The sequence below is a fragment of the Prauserella rugosa genome, from assembly GCF_000719975.1.
Lineage (GTDB): Bacteria > Actinomycetota > Actinomycetes > Mycobacteriales > Pseudonocardiaceae > Prauserella > Prauserella rugosa.
Genome location: NZ_JOIJ01000069.1, coordinates 1 through 462 on the forward strand (window position 1 = coordinate 1; position 462 = coordinate 462).

Below are 462 nucleotides of genomic sequence, written 5' to 3' on the forward strand. Positions count from 1 at the left end.
CGTAGCCGAACGTACGTACGCAGCCAGGAATCGAGCAGCGGCTCGGTCAGGCCGATGCTGGACGCGATCGCTCGCCTGTCTTGCCGCCTACGCAGATTGCCGATTGTCTTGCTCAGCTGGCCAAGAGTGAGGGTCTCGACCATGAGCCACGACGGCGGCAGCTCGGGCAAGCCGTAGGTCGTCAGGTAATGCTCGAGCGCAGAGCGATGGACCGGGATCTCCTCGCCAGACTTGGACTCGTCGTCGGATTCGGGCGGACCGCCAAGCCGGTCATCACACTTCGCTCGTACGTACTTGAGCAGCCCATTGTGTATGGACGCGTTGTGGAAGTACGACGCGTCCATGTACCAGTGCGGATCACGATGGGCCGTCGACATGTGATCGGTGAGCGCCGCTCGAACCGCGACTTCGACCCGTTCCAGCGCGTCCGTCACCAACAGACGTAGCGCTCGATCGAACACG

At 62.6% G+C, this 462-nt stretch carries 1 protein-coding gene; it reads right to left on the minus strand.

The genetic code is table 11. The features are described 5' to 3' along the window. On the minus strand, positions 1–434 hold a 434-nt coding region (locus IF64_RS0124965), incomplete at its 3' end, for an Abi family protein (RefSeq protein WP_248700063.1). Positions 435–462: the final 28 nt, after the last annotated feature.